General features: G+C 35.2%; 21 protein-coding genes. 2 read left to right on the top strand and 19 right to left on the bottom strand.

The window, feature by feature from the left end; translation table 11 throughout:
- Positions 1–136: 136 nt before the first annotated feature.
- Together KDU71_RS17510 and KDU71_RS17515 are read left to right on the top strand one after the other, a co-directional pair.
- Positions 137–922, top strand: a complete 786-nt coding sequence (locus KDU71_RS17510; RefSeq protein WP_212192395.1) for a transposase — start codon at positions 137–139, stop codon at positions 920–922.
- A gap of 389 nt (positions 923–1,311) precedes the next feature.
- The gene (locus tag KDU71_RS17515) at positions 1,312–1,629 is read left to right on the top strand and encodes a hypothetical protein (protein ID WP_212192396.1); all 318 of its coding nucleotides are present in this window, start codon (positions 1,312–1,314) and stop codon (positions 1,627–1,629) included.
- Positions 1,630–1,631: 2 nt separating this feature from the next.
- On the opposite strand, the gene KDU71_RS17520 is transcribed toward KDU71_RS17515, so the two are convergent.
- From KDU71_RS17520 to KDU71_RS17610, 19 genes are all read right to left on the bottom strand, one after another.
- On the bottom strand, positions 1,632–2,678 hold the full coding sequence (locus KDU71_RS17520; RefSeq protein ID WP_244828554.1) for a mannose-1-phosphate guanylyltransferase: 1,047 nt from the start codon (positions 2,676–2,678) through the stop codon (positions 1,632–1,634).
- A 77-nt stretch (positions 2,679–2,755) separates the two neighbouring features.
- Positions 2,756–3,853, bottom strand: a complete 1,098-nt coding sequence (locus KDU71_RS17525) for a GDP-L-fucose synthase family protein (protein WP_212192397.1) — start codon at positions 3,851–3,853, stop codon at positions 2,756–2,758.
- A gap of 47 nt (positions 3,854–3,900) precedes the next feature.
- Entirely contained in the window at positions 3,901–4,275 is a 375-nt protein-coding gene (locus tag KDU71_RS17530; RefSeq protein ID WP_212192398.1) for a four helix bundle protein, read from the bottom strand.
- Positions 4,276–4,338: 63 nt separating this feature from the next.
- Positions 4,339–5,454, bottom strand: coding sequence for a GDP-mannose 4,6-dehydratase (gmd, locus tag KDU71_RS17535; protein ID WP_212192399.1), 1,116 nt, complete (start codon positions 5,452–5,454; stop codon positions 4,339–4,341).
- A 251-nt stretch (positions 5,455–5,705) separates the two neighbouring features.
- Complete coding sequence (locus KDU71_RS17540; protein WP_212192400.1) at positions 5,706–6,863, bottom strand: hypothetical protein; 1,158 nt, start codon at positions 6,861–6,863, stop codon at positions 5,706–5,708.
- Positions 6,832–7,575, bottom strand: coding sequence for a WecB/TagA/CpsF family glycosyltransferase (locus KDU71_RS17545; protein WP_212192401.1), 744 nt, complete (start codon positions 7,573–7,575; stop codon positions 6,832–6,834). Before KDU71_RS17545 ends, KDU71_RS17540 begins: the two co-directional genes overlap by 32 nt.
- Positions 7,550–8,713: a glycosyltransferase family 4 protein gene (locus KDU71_RS17550; protein ID WP_212192402.1), complete on the bottom strand. Its 1,164-nt coding sequence runs from the start codon at positions 8,711–8,713 to the stop codon at positions 7,550–7,552. Before KDU71_RS17550 ends, KDU71_RS17545 begins: the two co-directional genes overlap by 26 nt.
- A complete protein-coding gene (locus tag KDU71_RS17555; RefSeq protein WP_212192403.1) occupies positions 8,713–9,393 on the bottom strand; it encodes an O-antigen ligase family protein in 681 nt (226 codons plus the stop codon). The genes KDU71_RS17550 and KDU71_RS17555 overlap by 1 nt, the downstream gene beginning before the upstream one ends.
- 510 nt (positions 9,394–9,903) lie before the next feature.
- Positions 9,904–11,163 (bottom strand): hypothetical protein, encoded by a 1,260-nt coding sequence (locus KDU71_RS17560; RefSeq protein WP_212192404.1) that lies wholly within the window; start codon positions 11,161–11,163, stop codon positions 9,904–9,906.
- Between the two features lie 3 nt (positions 11,164–11,166).
- Positions 11,167–12,039 carry a hypothetical protein gene (locus KDU71_RS17565; protein WP_212192405.1) on the bottom strand — a complete coding sequence of 291 codons (873 nt, stop codon included), beginning with the start codon at positions 12,037–12,039 and terminating at the stop codon, positions 11,167–11,169.
- A 121-nt stretch (positions 12,040–12,160) separates the two neighbouring features.
- The gene (locus KDU71_RS17570; RefSeq protein ID WP_212192406.1) at positions 12,161–12,814 is read right to left on the bottom strand and encodes an LbetaH domain-containing protein; all 654 of its coding nucleotides are present in this window, start codon (positions 12,812–12,814) and stop codon (positions 12,161–12,163) included.
- A 5-nt stretch (positions 12,815–12,819) separates the two neighbouring features.
- Complete coding sequence (locus tag KDU71_RS17575; RefSeq protein WP_212192407.1) at positions 12,820–13,560, bottom strand: SDR family oxidoreductase; 741 nt, start codon at positions 13,558–13,560, stop codon at positions 12,820–12,822.
- A gap of 6 nt (positions 13,561–13,566) precedes the next feature.
- A complete protein-coding gene (locus KDU71_RS17580; protein WP_212192408.1) occupies positions 13,567–14,478 on the bottom strand; it encodes a Gfo/Idh/MocA family protein in 912 nt (303 codons plus the stop codon).
- Complete coding sequence (locus KDU71_RS17585) at positions 14,475–15,194, bottom strand: acylneuraminate cytidylyltransferase family protein (RefSeq protein ID WP_212192409.1); 720 nt, start codon at positions 15,192–15,194, stop codon at positions 14,475–14,477. The genes KDU71_RS17580 and KDU71_RS17585 overlap by 4 nt, the downstream gene beginning before the upstream one ends.
- Before the next feature lie 5 nt (positions 15,195–15,199).
- Positions 15,200–16,237 carry a nucleotidyltransferase family protein gene (locus KDU71_RS17590; RefSeq protein WP_212192410.1) on the bottom strand — a complete coding sequence of 346 codons (1,038 nt, stop codon included), beginning with the start codon at positions 16,235–16,237 and terminating at the stop codon, positions 15,200–15,202.
- Positions 16,224–17,336 (bottom strand): UDP-N-acetylglucosamine 2-epimerase, encoded by a 1,113-nt coding sequence (neuC, locus tag KDU71_RS17595; protein WP_212192411.1) that lies wholly within the window; start codon positions 17,334–17,336, stop codon positions 16,224–16,226. Before neuC ends, KDU71_RS17590 begins: the two co-directional genes overlap by 14 nt.
- Positions 17,333–18,346 (bottom strand): N-acetylneuraminate synthase, encoded by a 1,014-nt coding sequence (gene neuB, locus KDU71_RS17600; RefSeq protein WP_212192412.1) that lies wholly within the window; start codon positions 18,344–18,346, stop codon positions 17,333–17,335. The genes neuC and neuB overlap by 4 nt, the downstream gene beginning before the upstream one ends.
- A 60-nt stretch (positions 18,347–18,406) precedes the next feature.
- Positions 18,407–19,048, bottom strand: a complete 642-nt coding sequence (locus KDU71_RS17605) for an acetyltransferase (RefSeq protein WP_212192413.1) — start codon at positions 19,046–19,048, stop codon at positions 18,407–18,409.
- Between the two features lie 36 nt (positions 19,049–19,084).
- Entirely contained in the window at positions 19,085–20,071 is a 987-nt protein-coding gene (locus KDU71_RS17610) for a polysaccharide deacetylase family protein (RefSeq protein WP_212192414.1), read from the bottom strand.
- Positions 20,072–20,073 lie beyond the last annotated feature (2 nt).

Below are 20,073 nucleotides of genomic sequence, written 5' to 3' on the forward strand. Positions count from 1 at the left end.
CCCGAAAACTTGACTCGATTATGCGCATAGTTTTTGTTTCAAAACTAGGTCGCCGGAATAAAGTTGGCAATATGTATCAGGCCGAATGGTTACTTATAATCAAATAAAGTTGCTTTGTAACTACCATAAGCAACCAATGCCCCGTTGCAAATATATTAAATGGCAGCAACGCTATTGGAACTATAGCCGTAAGCGGCGTAAACCTAAAAAAGAAAGAGTTGCCATCACCAGAGGTCTGCTGAAGTTACTTCAAAAGCTTTTGGAAGAACTGGCAACTATTACACAGCAACTTAATGCCTCAATGCCTGAGAAGTACTACAGGCAGTATGCAATTATTGAAAAAGTGTTGGCGCAGCAAAACTTTAAATTCACTACAGGTCAATCACCGGAAGACCGGATCGTCAGCCTTTCAAAAAGCTATATCCGACCAATTGTCAGGGGAAAAGAAACGAAAGCTGTAGAGTTCGGGGCTAAGGTCAATAAAATACAAATTAATGGCATCAGTTTTATTGAGCATATCAGTTTTGACGCCTTTAATGAAGGCACTCATTTTAAGTCATCGGTTCACCTGGCTCAATCGTTGACGCATACAAAAGCAAAGATAGTTGGTGCTGATGCTATTTATGCTACTAATGCCAACCGAAGGTTTGCCTCCTCAAATAATATCCGTACTGATTTTGTGCGAAAAGGACGGGCAGGCAAGCATGAGCACCAGCGTAAACAATTGGCTGCACAAATTAAAAAAGAACGGGCTACCAGACTGGAAGGTAGTTTTGGAAAGGATAAACAACATTATTATTTGAATAGAATTAAAGCCCGAACAAAGGATACTGAGATACTTTGGATATTTATGGGCATCCATGTTGGCAATGCTCTTGAAATAGGCAGGCGAATGCAAAATAAAGCATTCAAAGCAGCATAAACCCTTTTACCGAAAATCACTTCAATTAATGGGATTGCTATGTCTAATCGTCACAAGAATCCTTTGAATTATGAATCAATAAATTATTATGAAAAGACAAAGAGACTAATCAGTTAAGATTAACCTCATAGATTCTTCTTTCTATGTATTACTTCTGAAATCGCCTAATGAGAACTACTATTAGTAGCATCCTTAGGGCGTCCGAAAATCAAGGGAGACAATTGGTTTACAATAAGCTATAAATTCATCACCTCATCCCGGCCTTTTCACTATGGTGGAATAAATCCCCCCAAGGAGCTACCCTTTATTCACTTTATTGTTAAATATTAAAATACAACTTAGATATCTTTAGCCCTCGGTGCCGGGCAGGCACATCCTTTTTAAAAAGGATGCAAAATCTGATTGAAAGAGGTGATTACTGCGCACCAGAGATGGATTTATTGCTTCAGGCTTACCTTTTCCTTCGTCAAGGCAGCCATTACGCAAAATCCACTCTTATCACTGACTTTCAATCGTTCGAAACTATGTTTCGATTAGGACGTAAAGAGTTGAGCTTAAAAAAGAAAGAAGTTCTGGTTTGGTACGAAACACTCTCTGCTTCTTGGAAAATCGAGTTCGGTGAAGTGAAGGCATTGCCGGCCAAGGTCGATGATGAACACGTGAGTTTACCCATTCACATCCATGCCGAACAGCAATGTACATTATAACCCTAACAGTTCTTCTGAAACTCCTTTATACGTTGCTCTTCAGACTTTTTACAAACCATAAATACGCCATTGGCTTCTGTAACAATGTAATCATCCAAGCCCTGAAGCACCACTTTCCGGTTATCCGCCACTGTGACAATATTGTTTTGACAATCGTATAACTGCACCTCTGAACCAACAACACTATTACCCTGCTCATCACGGGTTCTTTTCTCCCATAAACTGCCCCAGGTACCTAAGTCAGACCAGCCAAAATCGGCAGGCAATACATAAATATTTTCAGCATGCTCCATGATGCCATAGTCAACCGAAATATTCTCACACTTTGGAAACTCTTCATCAATAAAAGCCTGCTCCCCAACTGTGAAATATTTGTCTGTTCCGGCTTTAAAAATACCGGCTACTGCTGGTAAATGTTGCTGAAAGGCCTTCATAATAGAAGCAGCTGACCAAAGAAAAATACCCGCATTCCAAAAATAATTGCCTTCTGCCAGATATTTCTCGGCTGTTGCCCGGTTGGGTTTCTCCTTAAAAGCTTCTACCTTACGGAAAGTATCATTGCCCGATATAGCGTGAATATAACCATAGCCGGTCTCAGGGCGATGTGGTGCAATGCCAAGCGTGAGCAATACATCGTTTGAGGCTACAAATTCCAGCCCTTTATTGACCACCCTCCTGAACTCGGTCTCATCAGTGATGAGATGATCCGACGGTGCCACAACAATATTTGCCTGCGGATTTCTTTTATAAATTTTATAGGTAGCATAGGCAATGCAAGGTGCTGTATTACGCATGCAGGGCTCCAGCAAAATCTGCTCATCTTTCACTTCAGGCAATTGCTCATTAATAATGCTCTTATAGTTCTTACTGGTCACAATAAATACATTCTCAATAGGTACAATGCCATGCAAACGCTTTATGGTCTGCTGTATCATGGTTTGACCTGTTCCCAGGATATCCAGGAACTGTTTCGGTGTTTCGGGTGTACTCATCGGCCAGAAACGCGAACCAATGCCGCCGGCCATGATGATAAGATAGTTGTTATTCATAATTTCAAAAGGTTAGAGATGAGAACTGAGGAGAGAGAGATGAGACATTCTCACCACTCACTTCTCTTCTCTCATTTCTATTTTTTATACCACTGATACATCTTCTCAATACCCTCTTCGATATCAATCTGGTGATGCCAGCCCAGCTCATGAATTTTAGACGGATCAGTTAATTTACGCATCGTGCCATCCGGTTTATCGGCATTAAAAACCAAATCACCCTCAAAACCAACTTTTGCTTTGATTGTTTCAGCCAGATCTTTTATTGAAATTTCTTTTCCAGTGCCAATATTGATATGTGTATTACGCACTTCTTTGCCTGTTGAATCATAGGTATCCTTGAAGTCCACATTTTCCATCACATATACACAGGCAGCCGCCATCTCCTCTGACCAAAGAAACTCTCGCATTGGCTTACCTGTACCCCAAATCTCAATTGACACACGCGAATGGGTCGAATGATCACTCATTAAACGAATGCCGTACTTATCTAATATTTTAAGAATCTCGTCTTCTGATCTACTGCCATTAATACCTTCGATGGGATTTTTATTCAGGTCTGCACGCAATGCTGTCCAATCATTATTCTGCAGACACTTACCCAAATGATTTTTACGAACCAGAGCCGGCAGAACATGCGACTTCTCCAAATCGAAGTTATCGTTGGGTCCATACAGGTTGGTTGGCATTACCGAAATAAAGTTGGTTCCATACTGCAGGTTGTAGGACTCACACATTTTAATCCCGGCAATCTTAGCAATCGCATAGGGTTCATTGGTATATTCGAGTGGCGAGGTTAGCAAGCAATTCTCAGGCATTGGCTGCGGTGCCTCTTTGGGATAGATACATGTCGATCCCAAAAACAACAACTTCTTCACGCCATGCACATAAGCCGAATGAATCACGTTATTCTGTATCATCAGATTCTCATAAATGAACTGCCCCCGATAGGTATTATTAGCTACAATACCGCCTACTTTAGCGGCTGCCAAAATCACGTATTCAGGTTTTTCTTCTTCGAAGAATCTATCTACAGCTACAGCATCCATCAAGTTAAGTTCATTGATAGAACGACCTACCAGATTGGCATAGCCTTTATTTTGCAGTGTTTTCCATAATGCTGAGCCAACAAGTCCTTTGTGACCGGCTATATAAATCTTGGAGTTATTATTCATGATAAAAAGTTAAGAGGTGAGAAATGAGATGGAAGAGATGAGTCATCTTACTTGCAGAATTTTTCAGGGCAATTAATCATCGAAATAAGCATTTTTCTTACTTCCTCATATTGAAGCATTAACTTAGAATGCTCTTCTACTGACAAATATTTACAATCCATTGCGTATTTTAGCCACGTCTCTGTCTCAAATTCTTCACCTAAACAATCGGTTAATTTATTTATGAACACCTTTTCGTACCTTCTCTTTGCCCAGGCTTCAGATAAATTGGCACAAATGGAGCGGGATGAGCGACGAATCTGATCAACTAATGAATACCTTTCCTCTTTTGGAAATGTTTTTGTAAGAACAAATATCTCCATGGAAATCTTATAGGCCTTTTGATAGACAATTAAATCTCTGAAACTTGAAATTTGCCCCATACGGAATCTATCTATTTAATCTACCTAATTACTCATCTCTCAACGCTCACGTCTCTCCTCTATTTACTCAAAATAGTTGAGCACCTCATACCCACCATCTTTCAAATAGCGGTCCTTCTTCATCAATTTCACATCCGACTCCATCATGTCCTTAACCAAACCAGCCAGGTCATATTCCGGCTCCCAGCCAAGCTTTTCTTTAGATTTAGTCGGATCACCAATTAGCAATTCTACTTCTGTAGGACGATAATAAGCCGGATCTACTTTTACTACTTCAGTACCAATGGCCACTTGATATTCCGGATTAGAACAAGCCTTGATAATACCTACTTCAGCTTCAGCCTCACCTTTGAACTCCAATTCAACACCTACTTCTGCAAAGGCCATCTTCACAAAATCGCGAACGGTAGTCGTTACTCCGGTAGCAATCACATAATCCTCCGGGTGCTCCTGCTGCAAAATCAACCACATGGCTTTGATATAGTCTTTGGCATGTCCCCAGTCGCGTTTGGCATCCATATTACCCAGATACAAGCAATCCTGCATACCTAAGGCAATTTTTGATACTGCTCGGGTAATCTTACGGGTCACAAAGGTCTCTCCACGTAACGGACTCTCATGATTAAACAGAATACCATTACAAGCATACATATTATAGGCCTCGCGGTAGTTAACAGTAATCCAGTAGGCATACATTTTGGCCACTGCATATGGGCTTCGAGGATAGAATGGCGTTGTTTCTTTCTGGGGCACTTCCTGTACCAATCCATACAACTCTGATGTAGAGGCCTGATACACTCTTGTTTTCTCAGTCAAGCCCAATAAGCGGATAGCCTCCAAAATACGGAGTGTTCCCAAACCGTCGGCATTGGCAGTATATTCCGGTGTATCGAAACTTACCTTCACGTGGCTCATAGCCGCCAGGTTGTAGATCTCATCAGGCTGTACCTCCTGGATAATACGCGTCAGGTTCATCGAGTCCGTTAAGTCACCATAGTGCAATATCAGATTACGGTTCTCCACATGGGGATCCTGATACAAATGGTCAATACGATCGGTATTAAACAATGAAGAACGGCGTTTAATACCGTGTACTTCGTATCCTTTTTTCAATAAAAATTCGGCAAGGTAAGCGCCGTCTTGGCCGGTAATACCGGTGATAAGTGCTATTTTAGGCATGTATTTGTTTTCTTTATGAAAGATCAGTCTGTAATTGATATCTAAATCCTAATTATCAACAATACTGACTAAATCCTATGTGATAGATTATTTTATACCAGACAAATATCAATTTATAATATATTATTTCCAATCACTACCCCAATAAATTAGATTTTAGCTATTCTGTGTATATAACTCTCCGAACCAAACGATTCATAGATCACCCTTCATACAAAACCTCGGGCATATAATAAAATCAATTGAGGAAATCAGGAATTTTTTTCATCATTCAACATGAACAGAAACAAAGGTAAATAGAATGCATTAACACCGCTATATGTATATCGGCCTGCAATTGTAATCATAACAAAAAACACAACTACAAAGAAAATAGCATATGAATGATTTCTGTTAAAATTGAAAAGTATTTTGTTGTAAAAAAATGCCAATCCTACAGTACCTCCTATCCCTAAAGTAAAAAAGAGATCAATAAGATCCATCTCCACAAAAAACTGAAATGGATTATCAAAACCAATTAATAAATCAAGAATATTTCCATTTTCCAAAGCTAAAGGCAATCTGTTCTGAAGCAATTCACTTCTTACCGAAGTTAATGCATAAAAAACTCCTTTATCGTCCAAAATTTTTTCCCAAAATGAATAGTTATAAAAACTAAAAAGAACAACCATAGAAAATAAACCAACGACAACAACATACTTCCTCAAAACCCCATCCACCAAAACTACATATGCCATCAAAAGAACATTTTGAAGATAAATAGCCTTTGTTCCTACTAGAAATGAAGCAAAGAAAACAATTGTAAACATCCACATTGGACATACCTTCTTAGTCCATCTATAAAAGAGGTAAAAATTACCTATTAGATAAAATAGTGAAACGTCATTAATTGACATTCTTGGAAAAATACCACTATATCCAAACCTTTCAGAATATGGATATGACCTGAAAAACTCAATTTGGAACAAAAATCCAACTATTATCAATGCTGAATTGAAAACAAAAATCCAATCTAATACTGAAGCGGCCTTTTTTTGTGAAAATTTATAATGATTTAAAAATATCATTACATAAAAAAACAAAAATAACTTATTAATATGCTTTATCCCCCAAATAATATTTGTCCCACTTTTCCAATATATAACAGCTTTGGTTATTATTACAATAAAAGAAAATAGCAAGAACAGCTTTTCTTGTTTTAATAGGCGTTCCCACTTATTAATAATTAAAACCATAAGTATAGCTTGCCATATTAACTTTGGTATAGTCGAAGGACTAACAAACCATTTAAAGTCATAAAAAAACAATACCCCATTTACTGAATCTAACAAAAAAAACAATATCAATGAGGCTATTACAAATCTAGTATTAGCTATTTCAGGTTCCTTTAAACTTTGCTTTAAAAACATCAATAAAGAACTTTGGTGAATAAACTAAATACCTTTTCCATAACCTCCTAGGCTCTTTAAGCAACCGAATAAACCACTCTAGCCTTAACCTAATCCAAAACTGTGACGGTCTTTGAACAGTGCCTGCATAGAAATCAAATACAGCTCCAATAGAACAAATAATACTTGCATTTATTTGACTTTTATTACTTTCAACCCACTTTTCTTGTTTTGGCGCTGTCATTCCAACGAAAAGGATATCAGGATAAAAACTGTTTACCTTTTCTATCATTATTCGATTATCTTCCTCAGTAAAAGTTCTCTTAAATGGAGGAGAATATGCTTCGATGCAAACATCAGAGTATTCTTCTTGAGCCCGATTAATAATCTTCGTTAATGTACTTTCAGAAGCCCCCAAAAAAAATACCTTTTGCTTTTCAATATTTGCGTTAAACATTAAGTGCTTAAAGATATCTTCGCCAGCAATTTTTTCGATTCGAGTTCCTCTAAGAAAATGAGAAGCCAATTGTATTGGAAAACCATCTGGAAGTAAAATGTCAGAATTTGTCAAGGCATAACGAAAACTACTATCACTTTTCGCCATTACATATGAATAGGCATTTATAGTATTCACAACAATTTTCACATTCCCTTCAAAAAAAGATTCTGAATCCAGTTTCCCTTTAAACACATTGTAGCCTAAAATATCAATCTCGCTGTCTCTTTTTTTCATTTATTACGTCTTGATATATTTCAATTTGCTTTTTATAGTTAACCTGCAAGCTATACTTTTTTAGGTATTCATTGTATGCGGCCATCCCATATTCACGCATAGAATCGAAATTATTATATGCCCAATTTATTTGGTCAATTAGTTCCTCACAATCATCGATATTAAAATGCAAGCCTGTCCGATGATTATCAATTACACTAGACATAGCACCAATATTTGTGGCAATAACTGGTAGTTTATTTGAAAAGGCTTCTAATATGGTCATTGGTAATCCTTCATACCATATTGAAGGAAAAACAAGAAATGACACCTGCTGCATTAATCGTTGCACTTCCTCATTTTTCTTTAATCCCAGCAATACATAGTTATCAAGTCCCCTTAATTTTTCAATCTCTGGACCATCACCTACTATTAATAACTTACCATTTATTCGATCATTAATCTTAACAAGAATATCAACCCCCTTTTCAACACTGATTCTACCAACAAATAAACCTATATTATCCCGTTTAAAGCCAGAAAATTTCTTCTCTGTAACAAAGTTTGGCTTAACAACAATTTTACTATGCGTAAACCCAGCATCTACAAACTTACTTCGGGCAAACTCTGTTAAGCAAATAATACGATCAATTTTTTCATTCCAGGTGTTTCTCAGGCGGTGTATAAAATCCATCAATGCAACCGATGTCGATCCTAAAAATGATTGTCGATAACACCTATTAATTATCGCATATGTAAAATTTCCCTTAACACACTTTTCACAAATAGTATTGTCTTTCAATAGCAATGCTCCAGGACAAATTAACCGATAATTATGTAGGGTTTGAACTACTGGTATTTCATAACTATTAGCCAAGTCGTAAACTGATGGTGAAACAAGCGGAAAGAAATTATGAACATGTATAACATCTGGCCTAAACTTCTGTATTTCCTGAGCTAGTCTCTTTTTTGATTTAAACGAGTAAATAGCAGAAAAGAAGCCTAAAGCCTTCTGAGTAGAAGAGTTTATTTCGTCATTATTAAATATTATGGATCGAACTGTACATCCATAATGATCAAGCATTTTCTCTTCTGATAAGAGTACTGCGTCCTCTCCCCCAGCCTGTTTATATTTATTATGAATAAATAAAATCTTCATTATCGTAATCCTTTAATTTTATCATTCTCACTGAAACTTAGATAAATCAATAAATACAAGAAGTAACAGATAGGGTAAATTAAAATATTATCAGTTAATAACAGTATATTGTAGAAAAGAGTGACATAGACCTGTAAGCCTTTGGAAAACTTGTACAGAAAAAACATGAACAATCCCCAAATAATAATTCCATGCTCCAAAAATAACTTCAGTATATCATTGTGTAATAAATCTTCCGTTCCAGATGCAAACAAGATATTTGTAGTATTTCCTTGACCAGTTCCTAACATCCAAATTTTGAGATCATTAAAGTCTATAACTCTTAGAACAGTGTCATATATTCTGGTCCTACCCATTGTTAAAAACTCAGGAGAAATTCCAAAATAATTCCAAATCATTTCATCCCAATATCCTTGTGCTAAAAAAATAGAGAACAAAACAACTAATGCATTTAAAGATATGATGAGGTACTTATTTAAAACAATTTTTTTAAGCCCCTTAGGTAGCAAATAACAAATTATTACAACAAATAAGGACAATAAGACAATCCTTTTCAAGGTTAGTAATATACCTATTAAGGATAATAAAAATAGTAGCTTTTCCCTTTTAAAAAAATAATAGAGGGCAATAAAACCAAATACAAAGGAGATATTTCCTTCAATATTTGTGAAACCGTCCATTAGAATTGTCGATATCTGCAGATAATATTCACCATTTATTAGGGCAATACAAAAGAGTACGAAAATCGAAATTCTAAAAAACACAGATAAACTAATCACCTGTCGACCAGGTAAGAATATGAACAGCATGATACCTGAGCTAATAAAAAAGATTTCTTCAATGCCACGTCCTGAGTACTGATTAACTTTTAGAATCGTAACAATCAGTATCAGAAGAAAAGCGATCGTACCTTTGTTAAAAGTAACTTTACTCCTTGATATAACAATTACATACAATGGAAAAAATAACAATGCACTATACCTTAAAAATCTCAAAGCATTGAAATTATATAAACCAAAAACGAAAAAGGAAATTGCTAAGACCAGAAAAAAGGCGGTACTAAGTATTAACTTCGGTATATAGATATTTCTAAACTTACTGATCATCTCGCTTATAATTATCCTTGCGATTTTCAAATTTATAATTTTTCACTTGGGGGAAAAGACAAATCTAAGTCAGTTTAGTAGCCATCAGGTCATCTCTGTTTTTAGAGAAAAAACAAAGGGAATCAAATTTTTAATAAAATAAAAAACTGCATATCCTATACCAATGTTAAGTATGGCTACAAAACAGCCCAAATAAAATCCAACGAAAGCTAAAATAAGACTAACAGCAGTTAGGTAAAAATATTGCCTAAACTTATCCAAACTAAAGTAAAATGGAGAAACAACCCAATTGAAGGAATTGGCCAAAAATATAAAAATTGAGAAATAACCTACACTCAGAATATCGCTAATATTCTCTAATTTCCCATTAAATAAAGTCTGCAATGGAACTAGAGAATTAATAGCGGCCAAACCAACAAACATTAACAATGATATTAAAAAGTACAAAACTAAAATGTTCCATTTCAACCTATTAGCTTTTACATAATTATTACGCACAATTAGATCCTTTACTCTCGGAGAGTATACTTGATTAATGCCGTATCCAAACAGAAACAAGACATTATAAACATTAATTATGTAACCAAGTATAACCAAATCATCATCAGTATTCCACAATTTGGCAACATACATAAAACCCAAACTACTGAGCCATCCCATGATAGCGATAAAAAAGCTATAGGATACTCTACCTTTCATCTCTTTCAAAACAGGTTTAATAAGCCGCAATGAAAAGCTAGAGAATGTTATTTTTCGGGCCAGAAAAATTATATAAAAGAATAAGAAACCTAGAAATTTGCCTAAAAAGAATCCTAAAACTTTATCTTCCAGAACCATTACTCCCCCAAGTGCGACTACAAAACCTATAAAAAAGGGGAGTGACCTATATTTAACGGCCTCACTATGTCGTTCTTGTAATTGCAAAATTACCGAATAATAGACCGATAAATTAGCAATAAAAGCATTAGCTGCCAGTAAAATGAATACGATTTGATTATCATAGCTATAATAGGCAAATATGTATTGATTAAATAACAACAATAAAATAATGAAGATGCCTAATTGCAAAAGAGAAATTACAAAAAATACATTTAAGATACTTTTGGAAGGGAATAGATCGATTAACTTATATAACACATTACCATAAAAAGTCACATACACCATCTTCATTAAGGCCTCCAAACCGAGTAATAGCATTAGAACCAAGTACACATCATTGGCGATGAATGACGCTATAATTAATAATAATATTTGAAATCCACCTTTTGAAGCTCCTTCAGCAATACTATAGAGAATCGAACTCTTAAATAGTGTGAAATTTATTTTACTTCCAAAAATGCCCATTAGTTATTCTTCTAATTTAAACGAAACTCTTTCGAAAGAATCAATCCAACTTTTACTTGAACAGTTTAATACTTTTATATTCAATACATCAGCTAACTTCCTTAATGTAGAGTACGATCTAAATGTTTTTGCCAAACTTTCAAATTCTTCGTGAACTTTGGCGCTTTGTCCATAACGATTCTCTATTACATTCACAACTTCATCTTCTAAATCGTAAAAGTGAGATTCTCTAACATAGATCTTGTTATCCTCTTTTACAACATAGTTTTCAACCCAAGAGTGATCAGCCCCCCATACATGAATTGTTTTAATTCGCAATCGTATGGCTTGAAAGATAGAAGGTATCAGAATATTTTGATAAGGTGGATTTGCTAACAGATACTTAAAAAGAAAAATATTAATCACCTCAAAACCACCAACAAGAGGTACATAAGAGAAAGTCTGTAACTTGATCTTCTTGTTAACTAATATTCTTTTAACCTTGCTAGAGTTTCGGCAGGAATAGGGAACAAATAAAACCATATCCCAGGTGACTCTATCAACCAATGCTTTTATTGTTGGCTCTTGTATATTCGTAACGCGTTCATCAACGTAATCAGCAAAGAATTTCTTATCTGAAATAATATAATAATTCGGCTGGATATCAATAAATTCTTTAGCAGTAGCAAATAGATTAACGCACATAACGTTACTATTTACGCTTAACAACTTCTTTAACGTGCCAAAATCATTCTTTAACGATGGTCCATTTCCTAAAATGTGTATCTCATTTGCGTCAAAATGCTTTATTTGTTTTCGATTCGATAAAATTTCTGGTAGTTTGATTATTACAATTACTAAATTCAGGCAAGTTTCAAATGTTTTTAAAACCGCCATATATACATTCCTAAACATAGACTATTTATCTTCTTTCCAAATTCTTTCAACTAATACAACACACGCATTTACCATAGTAACTATTAGGCTACTCTCTTAGGTCTAACAACATCGTATGATTTTAATCCAAAATAAAAGCGCTTCTGCTTTCAAACCAACTAGGCTCTTTTTGCTTAAGAATTAAATTCGGAGATTTTCCAAAAACAATAGTATTATCTGGAATTATCTCATCCTTCACATAGGAATGAGCTGAAACAAAAACATTGTTTCCAATTTTACTGTTTCCGATTACAGTAGCACCGGCAAAAAGCCAAACACCATTTCCTAGAGTAGGGTAAATTCCTTTATTTCCACCAACCGTGCAGTTTTGTTGGAAGCAAAAGAAATTTCCAATTTTGCCTCTTCCAATAACACTCCCAACGGGATGCTCCATATAAAAGACTTCAGGTAATTCCACTTGGTAAAACAAATCACAAGAACTAATCATCCTATTCAGGCAATATATCTTGTCAGCTAAACCTGTGCCAAATCTCTTCCACACCATATTGGATAAAAAATAAAGAAATACAGAATATTGACCTAAGTGATAAGGATTAAACACAACTTCACCTCCTTGATAATAGTACTTATTCTTACATCTTCTAAAGCATTGATCAACACGTTGAAGAACACTATCCAGTACTTCATCTATTAATTTAGATTCTTCACTGCCAAGCAGAAAATTATTTTCAAGTTGCTTCTTCAGAAGAGGTATTAAAGGCTTTGTAATTCTCATAACGTTTATATTGCTGTCCAACCTCCGTCCACAATTAAATTTTGACCCGTGATGTATTTTGCTTCATCTGAAAGCATAAATGATACTGCTGGAGCTATATCATCTGGCCTACCCATACGTTTTAATGGTACTTTACTTTCGTACCTCTCAACAAAAGTAGGATCTTGATGATTAAAAATACCACCTGGTGAAACGCAATTTACTCTAATTCCATATTTCCCATACATTGAAGCTAAATACCTGGAAAAGTTAATTATCCCACCTTTAATGGCAGAATATCCAGCTGCCGGGACAATTTCAGTTCCTTCATATAAGGAAAAGTCATTGCCAACTACTCCATATATGGAAGATATATTTATAATGCTTCCACCATTTTCTTGCGTTTTCATAATTGAAGCAGCCTTCTGGCAAGCGAAGCAATAGCTATTCATTTGCCAATCGACATTCTTACTCCAGGATTCAAATGAAGTTTTCTCAAAATCAACGCCCCAGTCTTTTGTTCTCGGATAAGCATTATTAACAAACCCATCAATAGTTCCAAAGTGCTCTTTGACCAATTGAATTCGCTCTTGGAAACCATCTATATCTGTAACGTCACAATTAATTAAGCCACGCTCCCAACTCTCATCGCTATAGAGGTCAAAACTGATTACTTTTGCCCCCTTAGCATGCATATCATCACACATTGACCTACCTAGTAATCCATTCCCACCTGTAATTATAATAACCTTATCTTTTAAACTCATACAAATCTATTTTAAACAATACGTCAAAACATTTAAAGATTCAGCAACGTTATTTTCATAATCATTTTTTGATTCTATATGATTAATAAAGTATTGCAACTGGTTCTCATAAGTGTCCAATACGTTATAATCCGGATTAGAGAACAATACTTCCCCTTGCTCATTTGTTACCTCACATTTAAGCAAGTTAGCAGTCCATATTTCATCTTTAAAAACTATTTCAATAATCCGTTTAGGCTTTTTTCTAAAGTAATTCAAGCTTATATTAGCAACAAATCTCTCATAAATAAAAGTATAATTGGCATAATCTTTACTTGTAATTTGCAGATCGGAAATTTTCAGCTTAACAGAGTTCACATTATCAGGCTTTCCAAACAACCAGTATACGTAATCTAATTCGTGTATTACATCAAGATGAACGCCTCCACCTCTTGATTCACTGGCACTATATGATTTTGTATAATCAGTATTAGGACGCCAATCTGGCAAATAAGAGCCACAATAAACACTGGCTTCAATTGGTGTTTTACCTTTAATAGCTATTTTTAAAAATTTAATTACAGGATGAAATCTCAAACTAAAAGCCACATAACTTTTAATGTTGTTCTTCTCAAGGCTTGCCAAAAGTACATTACTTCCTTCTAAACTCTTCAAAACTGGTTTTTCAATAAACAATGGACATTTAAAAGGGATGCATTCTTTAATGGTCTCATAATGATTTACAGTAGGGTTACAGATCATTATAAAATCGATGTTAGCAGGGGCATCAGACAGACTGTAAAGATTATGAACCCCCTCCATTTCATTTGAAGGTTTAATTGATCTTAGAGCATATAGTTCCAGTGGTGAAACCAGTTTTCTTAAAGCAACAATATGTTTTTTCGCGATTGAACCTAACCCAATTATTAAAACTTTCATAAGTCGAAATCCAATTTGTCATTCTTTAGAAGTAATTCCATTATAGTAAAGTCCATTGGATGATCAAGATCAAAACATGTATGAGACATTACATAGGCAAGTGACCGATTGGTAATACTACTAACATGTCTATCCTGGAAGAAACTCTTTCGAAAGATATAAAATGAAGCATTCATATCATACACATCCGGAGCTGCCTGCCTTGATAGGATATTCTCAGTTCCACTCTTAACAAGTTGAACATAGCCATCATTACGAGATTCAACCATATTAAAATACGGATTTCGATTTGCCGGACTTACGGAAAATACATTATAAGCTTGCTCATCATGGAGCAACATATCCAAAGCATTCTCTAAATCCATTACAGTTCTTAATGGAGAAGTTATATCCAGATCAATAACAAAATCAAACTCCAGATTATTTTTTACTTCTTCATATTTCTTCAAATCTTCAATAACGGCAATTTTGCCGGCAGTATCTGTAGCCAAATTATCTGGTCTTAGATAGTCTGTTTTCAACCCACATTCAGCTGCTACCTTTTGAATATCTGAAGAATCCGTACTTAAAGCTATAACAGTGGAAAACTTTTCCGCAAAGTGTTTTGCAGTCTGTATTGTATACCCTATTAAAGGTAAGCCATTTAGCAGTTTAATGTTTTTCCCAGGAATTCCTTTCGAGCCTCCTCTAGCGCAAATTGTTATTAATATATCCATGTTAATTACTTCAAGTGCCTGATTATTTCTTTTGCCTTATTGTACTCTTCATGTCTACCAATATCAATCCAGTAGCCCGTTATTGGATTATCAATAACCGTTTTCCCGGTTTGTATCAACTTCTCAATAAGATCTGTAGCATTAAAAAACTCATTTTTCGGAATGAGTTCCATTACTTTCCTTTTCATTAAATATATTCCTGCATTCGCATAATGAGTATTGGAAGGTTTTTCTTTTAAACCTTTAATACATCCATTTTCTCTGGTGAGGATGGCAAAGGGAATATTGACAGTATAAGGAATAGATGCAACAGCTAAATCAGCCGCTCTTTCACAAAGATTAACCCACAGATCCTCAAAGTCTACATCGGTAAAAAGATCTGAATTCATAACTAAGACATAAGGACTTTCATATTGATCTACCATACTTGCAGATCCTATCGTACCTAAAAACTCCTTTTCTTCTAAATACTGAATATTCAAACCCTTATCTTTACCATCCCCAAAATAATCCTTAATCTGTTCTCCTAAATAATTGATGGAGATGTAGATATTCTCAATACCGAATGATCTTAACCGATCGATATTGTGTTCGATTATAGGTTTGTTTCCCAGAGGTAACATTGGTTTTGGGGTACTGTTTGTCAATGGACGAAGACGCTCACCTTTTCCTCCTGCCATAATCACAACATCAACTGGCAAAATAGTGCTTATCCTTTCCAGGTCGTAAACTTTACGAATTGATCCATCCTTATTAAGAACTGGTAATAGATTTACCCCAAAATTTCTATATTCTTTTATCTTGATTGGATCAACGCTTCCATTAAGAGCTCTGAAATTAGTTGACATAAAGTTGACAACTGGATCAGAAATAGAATTTCCATTGATCAACCCTCTACGGATATCTCCATCGGTAATAGTTCCTATCAATTTATTATTACAATCGACTACAAAGACTGTTTGGGCAATTGTGAGGGAATCCAGACGTTTTAATACATCAATAACAGAGATGGTATCCTGGACAATGAATTTATCTAAGTCCATAAACATTTTTAATAATTTGAGTTATTTTTTCTGATGTTTCACCTTCTCCATAAATACAACAGGGGCTATCAAAGTGCTTATTCATGATACTATTTGCAGAATCAATAATAATCTTCTTTTCAATAGGGATAGTCACTATATTAGGAGTGTTAATTCTCCCATCTTGACGGCTACCAAGGTTAATTACTCTGGTTGGGAAGAAAGATGCCTCTACAAAACCACTCGATGTGTTACCAATCATCATCGAACAATGCTTCATACAACTTAGGTACCCGATCATCCCAAACGACTCAACTACAAATACATTCGACCTACCTTTAGCGAACTCATTAATATACCGACGAACCATATTTCCCATGGTATCTGAGTTAGGCATTGTAATAACCACTTGAAACTTCTCTCTTAAAATGTCAAATGCTTCTAATAACTCCTGAATAAAACTTTCATTCTTATCGTAAGCTACAGTCTCTGGATGAAATGTAGAAAGTATGGTGGGTTCATCAAGGTCAATTTCAAATCTGTCCTTAAACTCTTCTATGGAATAAAGCCTCTGTTTTTTAAGGTTATCAACACTCAAAGCACCAACATTAAATACATTTTCCTCACATTTCGTTATCTCACATGCCCTTTGAAAATATTCCTTAGTTGATACAAAATGGTATTTCGACATAAGAGAAATAGCATGGCGGTATGCATTATCAATAGCTCCTAAAGTAGTTTCTCCTGCATGAATGTGTGCTATATCTATTCCAAAAGGAGAAGCTGCTGAAACAGCAGCGTACATCTCGTATCTATCTCCCAAAGCAAAAACCAAATCAAAAGAGTTTTTTTTCCAAAAAGATGAAAACTTTACTGTGGTATCTCCTAATGTAAAGGCAATATCTGAAGGTGTTTCGTTGTCAACGCAGGTAGTGATCTTGTGAGGCACATTAAAACCATAGGATTCTATTTCTGATAGTGTGTACCCATGCATTTTACTTAAATGGGTACCAAAGGCTATAATATTAACATCGAATAATGGGTCATCATCCAATCGTTTAATCAAAGGATAAAGGACTCCAAAATCAGCCCGTGAACTCGTTAAAACTCCAATCTTCATAACAAATCCTCCTCTTTTAACATGTGATCTTTTGGCAAATCAGTTGCTAGCACGCGACCACAATACTTATGATAATCTATTGGAGAAATGCCATTGCCTGGTCGTTTCATAATAAAATCGTTTTTTGACAATTTTTCTCCTTTCATCAAATCATGCTTTATATGGATACTTTTACGTGCAACAGCAATGTTTAATCTTTCCGAAGGTGTCACCTTCTTAACACTATGACCTAAAGCAACTTCAATATTTCGAATGGAACTAACTAATTGCTTTAGCTCAGAAGGTTCGATTGAGGCTTTATGATCTGGCCCAATCATAGAACGATCTAAAGTATAATGCTTTTCAATAATTTCAGCCCCCAAAGCCACAGCAGCAATAGATGCTTCCAATCCTTTGGTATGATCGGAATAACCTACCTTAAGTCCAAAAGCAGCTTTTAACATCGGAATCACATTCAAGTTAACTTCATTAAAGGGGGCTGGATATTCTGTTGTGCAATGCAAAATAGAAATTTGATCATCAGAAAGCCCTCTCTTTAAAACATTAAGAGCAGTCTCAATCTCACTTAAATTTGACATTCCAGTTGAAAGTATAACATCCCGACCCAAAGAAGATATATATTCTAAGTAGGGCAAATTGGTTATCTCACCAGAGGGGACTTTAAAATAATCCATGCCCAAATCATTTAAAAAATCAATGGACTGCTCTTCGAATGGTGTAGATAAAAAGTTGATTCTGCTTTCATCACAATAACTCTTTAGCGTTCGAAACTCAGGAAATGATAAGCTAATGCTTTTTATCATATCCAACTGCGTTTGCGAACTATCTGTTTCTCTCTTTTGGTATTCTGCCTTTGGAGCTAAAGTAGAGACCAGTAACTCCGGGATACCAGTTTGAAATTTGACAAAATCAACATTTGCCTCTTTTGCTTTATCAACAAGTTTTTTTGCTAGCGCTAAATCTCCATTATGGTTTACACCAGCTTCTGCTATTATTATTACCTTACTCATTAGTCAACTAGGTTTTCATTTTCCGATAGCAATGCCTATTCTACTACATTTCTCTACCGACTAAAACTTAATCCTTCTTAAAACTCTTAAATTATCATAATCCCTATTGGTGCCTATAAAACCTGCATCTATATCTCTATCAATATAAGTTAAAGCATCAACAATGCAATCATTCCCAATTCTTTTGCCTTGTAAAATAAAAGAATTTGCACCTATCAGGGTCCGACTAGCTATGTGACAGTTACCTCCTATACTAACTCCTGGATTAATAATATTATGATTTTCAATGGTTGTATCATGTCCTACTACAAGATTGTAGTTAAAAACATTATTATCTCCAACATTTACATTGGAAGATATCACTGCATTAGCAGCTATATAATTCCCTTTTCCAATAGTAGCAGAAGGCGAAATTTCAGCCTTTGGATGAATTACATTCGTAGGTTCAGCCCCTAATGAATTCATTAGCTCTTCTATTTTTAATCGCAGTTTATGATTGGCGAAGGATATAATAAACTTAGTGTTTTTATTCGCTATATCGGAAACCTCTGAATCGTATAAATAACTTGGATTAAGCTTTTCCTCTGTATTGGCAATTACATGATATACTTTATCGTAATCATTACGGAAATATCGTTTGATTACTTCAAAAATTTCAATTGCAGTGCTCTGTCCTCCAAAAATCAAAAGTGTACTACACATAACTATTCTCAAAATTTAACTTTAGGGTGAGGATTCTTATTTGCTGTTCACAACTTTATCAAGCCACGTATTCTCTTTTGCATTCCGATCCTTCGGTAAGTCATTGGTATCTAATCTAGAAAGTGTTAATCGGTTCTCATTTTTAATATCGGCAATATCAACATTCGTAGAAAAAGCAGCTTTACATTTATATTCTGTCAAAAGCTCTAATGTATCTTCATTAAAACCACCATAAGGAAAACACATGGTCCATGATTCAGTAGATCCACCAACACACTTAATAAACTCAATTGACTTTTCTATTTCAAAGCGTTGTTGTTCCCTCGACAATGAGTTTAACCAATAATGATCATAACCATGTGATCCAATATGCATTCCAAACCTCTTCATGATTTTGATTTGCTCAACACTCATGTATAATTCCCTAGAGAAGGAAGCCTCGCTCATCCCTACGTATTTCTCAAAAAGGAAATCAGAAAGCTTTCTTCTAAGCTCTTCCTGAAGCTCTACTTGCAGCATACGCTTAATAAATATTACCTCTCCGGTATCAAATCGGTTGGGTACAGCCAATTTATTATAGTAGTATTCATTGGAATTTAAATTGTATTTATCCCTATACTGGTCAAGTAATTCATAAATATCATCCACAAGCTTATGCTTATCTTTACAGGAAGCCAGAATATGATGTATTTTATTAACATCTAAAACAGTATGCTCAGTAATTGCTTTTCCAGGCGGAAAAAATGAACCTTGTATTTCATTTTCTACCAAGACAGGAAAGACATATGTATAATGATCTATGTAAGCATCATCAAAGGTTAATAATGCAGCTCTATCGGGTAGGATAATTTTCCCTTCTGCAGCTTCAATTAATTGCTCCATTGTAATAATGGAATACATGCTTTTTAAGTATGCAATTTGCTCTTTGAATAGTTGTATATCTAAACCTTTAATCTCAGGGAATCTACTATTTTCGAGATCCCTGACATAATGATACATGACTACAGTTACTTTCGAATTCATTA

The sequence above is a fragment of the Carboxylicivirga sediminis genome, from assembly GCF_018156225.1.
Classification (GTDB): Bacteria; Bacteroidota; Bacteroidia; order Bacteroidales; family Marinilabiliaceae; genus Carboxylicivirga; species Carboxylicivirga sediminis.